Below are 6,881 nucleotides of genomic sequence, written 5' to 3' on the forward strand. Positions count from 1 at the left end.
TCCCCCGCGAGCGGAGGAGGGGGCTTGTCCGGAGGGTCTGCAGATTCTCCCGATCTGACAGGTTCCCCAGATCCAAGTCATGCTCCTGCTGCTCCTGTCGATCCCGATCCCGATCCTGATCCTGATCCTGATCCTGATCCGGGCGCGGTCAGCCCCTTCCCCCGCTTGCGGGGGAAGGCTGGGATGGGGGCAGAATGCGTCCGCTGCCACCGCACAGGACGTGCCCATGCGCCAAGGACAGAAACGCGACCGCGCCCGCGAACTGCGGCGCGACATGACGCTTGCGGAACGCCGGCTCTGGAGCATTCTCTGCCGGCGGCAACTGGAAGGCTTCCGCTTCCGTCGGCAGGTTCCGATAGGTCCCTACATCGCCGATTTCACCTGCCTCGAGGCCGGATTGATCATCGAAGTCGACGGCGGCCAGCACATGGATGCCGCATCGGATCGCACCCGCGACTGCTTCCTGCAGTGCGAAGGGTTTCATGTACTGCGCTTCTGGAATAATGAGGTCATGGCGAACCTCGACGGTGTCCGCGCGCTGATACTCCGCCGGCTCGGACACTCGCCCCCATCCCAGCCTTCTTCCGCACGCGGGGGAAGGGGCAGATCCAGAAGGCCGACATGACCCAGACACTCCGCATCGCCATGGCCCAGTTCGACTTCCCGGTCGGTGGCGTCGCGCAGAACAGCGCCAGCATCCGGCGCATGATCGCCGAGGCGCGCGACGAGTACGGAGCGGACGTGGTGCTGTTCCCCGAACTCGCGGTCAGCGGGTATCCGCCGGAAGACCTGCTGCTGCGGCCGCGCTTCCTGGCCGACTGCGAAACCGCATTGACGGAGATCGCCGCCAGCACGCACGGCATCGTCGCGGTGGTCGGCTGGCCGCAGAGCGCCGGCAGCGTGGTCTACAACGCGGCCAGCGTGCTGCGCGATGGTGTGGTCGAAACGACCTACCGCAAGCGCGAACTGCCCAATTACGCGGTGTTCGACGAGCGCCGCTACTTCGATGTGGATCCGGATGGCGGCGCCTGCGCCTTCGAGGTGAAGGGCGTGTCGCTGGGCCTGGTCATCTGCGAGGACCTGTGGTTCCCCGAACCGCTGGCGGATACCGCTGAGGCGGGCGCGGTGCTGACGCTGGTGCCGAATGCCTCGCCGTTCGACCGTGACAAGCATGCGCAGCGCGATGCGCTGATCGCCGAGCGCACGCGCGAGACCGGCATGGCGCTGGCGTACCTCAACGTGGTGGGCGGGCAGGATGCGGTGGTGTTCGACGGCGCGTCCGTGGTCGCCGACGGCGACGGCACGGTGCATCCGGCCGCGGCGGCGTTCACCGACCAGTGGCTGGTGGTGGATTTCGATGTGGCGACGCGCAAGTTCAGCCCGGTCGTGTGGATGGACGACGGCGACGAGAGTCGCGACGCACTGGCGTGGCGGGCAATCGTGCGCGGTATCCGCGACTACTGCGGCAAGAACGGGTTTTCGAAGGTGTGGCTGGGGCTGTCCGGTGGTATCGATTCGGCGCTGGTGCTGGCGCTCGCCGTCGACGCACTGGGTGCGGAGAACGTCACTGCCGTGCGCCTGCCGTCCCGCTATACCGCGGGCCTGTCCAATGATCTGGCGGCCGAGCAGTGCGCGGCAATGGGGGTGAAGCTGGAAGCGGTGTCGATCGAGGCGCCGTTCAAGGGCTTCCTCGAGGCGCTGGGCCCGCTGTTCGGCGACAAGCCCGCGGACACCACCGAGGAAAATCTGCAGTCGCGCAGTCGGGGCGTCATCCTGATGGCGCTGAGCAACAAGTTCGGCGGGCTGCTGCTGACGACCGGCAACAAGAGCGAGTACGCCGTCGGCTACGCCACCATCTACGGCGACATGTGCGGCGGCTATGCGCCGATCAAGGACCTGTACAAGACGGAGGTGTTCGCGCTCGCGCGCTGGCGCAACACCGTCGGTGGCGCGCCGGTGATCCCGCCGGCCGTCATCGACCGTCCGCCGTCGGCGGAACTGCGCGACAACCAGAAGGACCAGGATTCGTTGCCGCCGTACGACGTACTGGACGCCATCCTGTTCCGCTACGTGGACCTGGAGCAGTCGCGCGACGAGATCGTCGCCGCCGGCTTCGACGCCGCCACCGTCGACCGCATGCTGCGGCTGGTGCGCATCAACGAGTGGAAGCGCCACCAGGCCGCGCCCGGACCGAAGGTCTCGCGCCGCGCCTTCGGTCGCGAGCGCCGCTATCCGATCACCAACAAGTACGCGCTGTGAGCACGTTCCCGCGCGACGCGACACGGAGACCCGCATGACAAGGAAGAAGAAGCGCACGGCGCATCGCGACCGTCCGGCATCGCCCGCACCGCGTCCGGCAACGCCGCCGGACCGGGTGATGCTGGCAATGGCGGTGCTGGGCCTGCTGATCACGGGCTATCTGGCCTGGACCGCAGGCAGCGGATCGGCCTCCGCGTTCTGCACCGGCGATGGCAGCTGCGATGCCATCCAGCGCAGCGGCTGGTCCACGCTGCTCGGCCTGCCGATGGCGCTGTGGGGCTTCGGCCTGTATGCGGTGGTCGCGCTGGTGTCGTTGTCGCGCAAAGCCTCCCTGCTGTTGCGCTGGCAGCGGCAATGGCGGCTGGTGCTGCTGGGGCTGGCGATCAGCCTGTACCTGACGGCCGTCGGCAAGCTGGTGCTGGATGCGTTCTGCATCGGCTGCCTGGCGTCGCTGGCCGTGCTGATCGCGATGTTCGCGTGCTTGCAGGTGCGTCGTCCCGCTGCCGCGCCGGGCCAGCCGTGGGGTCGCTGGTGGGGCATGCAGGCGGTGCCGGTGCTGCTGGTCGTGGCGCTGCTGCACGTGCATCAGAGCGGCCTGCTGCACCAGCGGCCGGAGAGCCGCCGCGCGGCCGCGCTGGCGCAGCACCTGACCGACTACGGCGCGAAGTTCTACGGCGCGTCGTGGTGCGTGGAATGCAGCCGGCAGAAGCGGCACTTCGGCCATGCGGCGGACCGGCTGCCCTACGTCGAGTGCTCGCCCGGCGGCCGCAACACGCCGATGGTGTCCGCCTGCGCAGCGGCCGGCGTCACGGTGTTCCCGACCTGGGTCATCGACGGCATCGAACACAACGGTGTGATGGAACCGCAGCAGCTGGCGGTGCTGACCCGCTTCGACTGGGACAAGGCCGCCGCGGCCGACTGACCGCATCGCGTCGGAGCGCACGCAAAGAAAAAGGGCCGCGAGGCCCTTTTTCGTTTCCTGTCCGGGTGCGGACCGGTCAGTCCTTGTTGCGCTTTTCCACGGTGTTGCTCGACTTCTCGCCGGCAAACGGGTTCAGGCGGCGCACCATCCACGGATAGTCGGGGAACTTGCCCACCAGCCAGGGGTGCTGAGGATCGTTGAGTTCCAGCACGCGCTTGGCGTCCGCGGCCAGCGTCTGGTTGCCCAGGTGGGTGTAGGCCTCGGCGAGCACGGCGACGGCGTCGTACTGGTAGCTGCTCTGCGGGTAGGTTTCCAGCAGGTAACGGGCGCGGCTGGCGGCCGACACCCATGCGTCGCGGCGCAGGTAGTAGATCGCGGTGTCCAGCTCGTGCAGCGCGAACTGGTCGCGCAGCAGGATCATGCGCTGGCGCGCGTCGGCGGCGTAGCGGCTGTTCGGGTAGTTCTCGGCGACGCGGGCGAAGTCGTTGTAGCCCTGCATGGGCGTGGCCAGGTCGCGGCGGCTGGCGTCCAGGCGCCATACCTTCTGCAGGAAGACGGTGTCGCGGTTGGAGTTGGCCAGCCCGCGCAGGTAATACATGTACGGGATGTTGCGGTGGGTCGGGTAGGTGCGGATGAAGCGGTCGATGGTGGTGACCGCGTCGTCCAGCTTGCCGGCCTTGTATTCGGCGTAGGCCGTTTCCATCAGCGCCTGCTCGGTGTACGGGCCGTACGGGTACTGCGCGATCAGGCGGCGGAAGTTCTGCAGGCCGCGGTCCCAGTTGTTGTTGACCATCGCCCCGTGGGCTTCCTCGTACATCACCTCGACGGGCTGGTTCTCGGGCGCTGCCTTCTTCTTGAAGATCTTGCCGCAGCCGGTGCCGGCGAAGGCGACGACCAGGGCCAGCAGGACGAAGCGGGAGGTCGCGAAGGAGCGGGAGAAGCGGGGGAAGGCACGCTGGGTCATGGGCTGGCGGCAGGCCGCGGCAGGGAAACAGGCCGTCGATGATAGCCTAGGCGCCGCCTTCGCCATGAACATTCGGCCAATACGGACCGGATCCTGGCCTCCCTGGACGTCTTTCCGCATGACCGAACCCGATTCCCCCGACACCTCAGACGCCCCGCGCACGGCCATCGTGCCCGCCAGCGCCGCCGGCCGCCGCTTCGACGCCGCCCTGGCGGAGCTGTTCCCCGAATTCTCGCGTTCGCGCCTGACCGAGTGGATCAAGTCCGGCAACGCCCTGCTCGACGGCCAGGTGGTGCGTCCGCGCGCCCCCGTGCGCGGCGGCGAGACCGCCAGCCTGGACGTGGTGCTGGATACCCAGACCCACGCCGAGCCGGAAGACATCCCGCTGGACATCCTGTACGAGGACGAACACGTCTTCGTGCTGGACAAGCCGGCCGGGCTGGTCGTGCATCCCGGTGCTGGCAATCCGACCGGCACGCTGGTCAATGCGCTGCTGTTCCGCGACCCGTCGCTGTCGGCGCTGCCGCGCGCGGGCATCGTGCACCGCCTCGACAAGGACACCTCCGGCGTCATGGTGGTGGCGCGCACGCTGCCGGCGCACACCTCGCTGGTGGTGCAGCTCGCTTCGCGCGACGTGCACCGCCAGTACCTGGCCGTGGTGGTCGGGGCGATGGTGTCCGGCGGCACGGCCAATGCGCCGATCGACCGCCATCCGCGTGACCGCCTGAAGATGGCGGTGCGCGAGGATGGTCGCGATGCCGTCACGCACTACCGCCTGCGCGAACGCTTCCGCGCGCACACCGCGCTGGAATGCCGGCTGGAAACCGGCCGCACGCACCAGATCCGCGTGCACATGGCGCACATCAAGTACCCGATCGTCGGCGACCCGCTGTACGGCGGACCGCTGCGCCTGCCGAAGGGCGCCAGCGACGAACTGATCGCCGTGTTGCGCAGCTTCCGCCGGCAGGCGTTGCATGCGGAGACGCTGGAATTCGCGCATCCGGTCAGTGGCGAGCCGGTCCGGGTCACGGCGCCCGTCCCCGCGGACATGGTGGCTCTGCTGGCTGCCTTGCGCGCGGACAGCCAGGCCAAGCGCGGATGAATCGCGCACCGGCGGTGGCGGCGGATTGGCCGGCGCCTGCCGGCGTGCACGCATTCACCACCCTTCGGCACGGGGCCGGCTATTCGGCCGCGCCGTTCGATACGTTCAATCTCGGGAACAGGTATGCGGCCGATGGCGATGATCCGGCCATGGTCGCACGCAACCGCGCGCTGCTGGTCGACCTGGCCGGACTGCCGTCGACGCCGCACTGGCTGAAACAGGTCCACGGCATCGACGTGTTGCGCGTGGACGCGCCGGCCGATCCGGAATCCACAGAACCCGTCGCCGACGCGCTGGTGACCTCGACGCCGGGCGCCGTGCTCGCCATCCTCACCGCCGACTGCCTGCCGGTGGTGTTCGCCGCGAAGGACGGCCGCGAGATCGCGGCGGCGCATGCCGGCTGGCCGGGGCTGTCGAAAGGCATGCTGGAGGCCACGCTGGCGGCGATGGAAACGCCTGCGGCCGACGTCGTCGCCTGGATCGGTCCGGCGGCGGGGCCGGCGCGCTATGAAGTGGGCAAGGACGTGTTCGACGTCTTCGTCGCCCACGACGCCGGTGCTGCAGGCTGTTTCATTCCGACACGGCCGGACCATTGGCTGGCCGACCTGCCGGCGCTTGCCCGTCGACGGCTGGCAGCACGCGGCATGTCGCCCGCCGACATCCACGGCGGCGATCTCTGCACGATGGACGAACCCGCGCGCTTCTTCTCGCATCGACGCGACGGCCGCAGCGGACGCATCGCCACGCTGGCATGGATGCAGCCGTAAGGTCGCTGTTCGCGCAGGTACTGGGGCCGGCGTTCGACGCGCTGCCGGCGCCGGTGCGCGCGTTGCATGTCGCGCAGGGCCGGCGCCGTTATGCCGGTGCGGTCGAGGTCGAACGCGGATCGGGCCTGCTGTCTCGCCTGGCGGTCTTCGCCACGCGTCTGCCGCCGGCCGGATCGGGTCCGCTGTGCGTGGAGATCGAGGCCTCGCCGTCCCAGGAGTACTGGACCCGCTACATCGGCGGCCGCGCCATGCCCTCGCGGTTGTGGCGCGAGGGTAGCGTGCTGTGCGAGCGGCTGGGCGTGGCGACGTTCGGGTTCCACCTGGAGGTCGTGAACGAGGCGATAGTCTGGCGCGTGGTGCGGGTCCGCGTGTTCGGCGTGTCGCTACCGCCCCGCTGGTTCACCGGCGTCGGCGCGCGCGAGTCCGCGGACGGCGAGCGTTACGCGTTCGATGTGTGGGCCTCGTTGCCGCTCGCCGGCCTGCTGGTGCATTACCGCGGGTGGCTGGATGTGCGCAACGAGTGAATGGCTGTCCTTCTCCCCGCGTGCGGGGAGAAGGTGCCCGGAGGGCGGATGAGGGGCGCTTCTCGTTGTCGACACGGGGGGGCGGGCGTCAGTGCATCGCGCGTTGCGCCTGTGCGGTGGCGCGATGGGTGGCAGGCTCCGTTCGCCCCCCACCCCCCGTTTGGACCCTCTTCCCCCCCCGCGGGGGGGGGGGAGTCTTCCTTTTGGTTGGGGGGGTTGGTTAGGACAAGGGGTTCGTTCACTGCGCGGGTGGCGGGCATTGGTTGTCAGGGCATTGTTGGGCTGTGTCATGCGCGGGGGGGGGTGCTCGTCACGCACGGCCGTGTCGGGCACTATTGCTTTC

The 6,881-nt window shown here is 69.1% G+C and carries 7 protein-coding genes; 6 read left to right on the forward strand and 1 reads right to left on the reverse strand.

The genetic code is table 11. The annotated features are described in order from the left end of the window. The first annotated feature begins 226 nt into the window (after positions 1-226). The 3 genes from CSC78_RS05385 to CSC78_RS05395 are packed head-to-tail and all read left to right on the forward strand — an operon-like array spanning position 227 to position 3,181. Positions 227-625 carry an endonuclease domain-containing protein gene (locus CSC78_RS05385; RefSeq protein WP_162336894.1) on the forward strand — a complete coding sequence of 133 codons (399 nt, stop codon included), beginning with the start codon at positions 227-229 and terminating at the stop codon, positions 623-625. Then, positions 622-2,259, forward strand: coding sequence for an NAD+ synthase (locus tag CSC78_RS05390; RefSeq protein ID WP_162336874.1), 1,638 nt, complete (start codon positions 622-624; stop codon positions 2,257-2,259). The genes CSC78_RS05385 and CSC78_RS05390 overlap by 4 nt, the downstream gene beginning before the upstream one ends. 34 nt (positions 2,260-2,293) lie before the next feature. Continuing rightward, a complete protein-coding gene (locus tag CSC78_RS05395; RefSeq protein ID WP_202924122.1) occupies positions 2,294-3,181 on the forward strand; it encodes a vitamin K epoxide reductase family protein in 888 nt (295 codons plus the stop codon). Positions 3,182-3,257: 76 nt separating this feature from the next. On the opposite strand, the gene CSC78_RS05400 is transcribed toward CSC78_RS05395, so the two are convergent. After that, positions 3,258-4,145 carry an outer membrane protein assembly factor BamD gene (locus CSC78_RS05400; protein ID WP_162336875.1) on the reverse strand — a complete coding sequence of 296 codons (888 nt, stop codon included), beginning with the start codon at positions 4,143-4,145 and terminating at the stop codon, positions 3,258-3,260. Positions 4,146-4,263: 118 nt separating this feature from the next. Here CSC78_RS05400 and rluD point away from each other — a divergent pair, with 118 nt between their 5' ends. From rluD to CSC78_RS05415, 3 genes are read left to right on the forward strand one after another with little or no spacing between them, the layout of a single operon-like run. Next, the gene (gene rluD, locus CSC78_RS05405; protein WP_162336876.1) at positions 4,264-5,247 is read left to right on the forward strand and encodes a 23S rRNA pseudouridine(1911/1915/1917) synthase RluD; all 984 of its coding nucleotides are present in this window, start codon (positions 4,264-4,266) and stop codon (positions 5,245-5,247) included. Then, positions 5,244-6,014: a peptidoglycan editing factor PgeF gene (gene pgeF / locus CSC78_RS05410; RefSeq protein WP_162336877.1), complete on the forward strand. Its 771-nt coding sequence runs from the start codon at positions 5,244-5,246 to the stop codon at positions 6,012-6,014. Before rluD ends, pgeF begins: the two co-directional genes overlap by 4 nt. Continuing rightward, positions 5,999-6,538, forward strand: coding sequence for a DUF4166 domain-containing protein (locus CSC78_RS05415; RefSeq protein ID WP_162336878.1), 540 nt, complete (start codon positions 5,999-6,001; stop codon positions 6,536-6,538). The genes pgeF and CSC78_RS05415 overlap by 16 nt, the downstream gene beginning before the upstream one ends. The last annotated feature ends 343 nt before the right edge of the window (positions 6,539-6,881 follow it).

Source organism: Pseudoxanthomonas japonensis, assembly GCF_010093445.1.
In the GTDB taxonomy this organism is placed as follows: Bacteria; Pseudomonadota; Gammaproteobacteria; order Xanthomonadales; family Xanthomonadaceae; genus Pseudoxanthomonas_A; species Pseudoxanthomonas_A japonensis.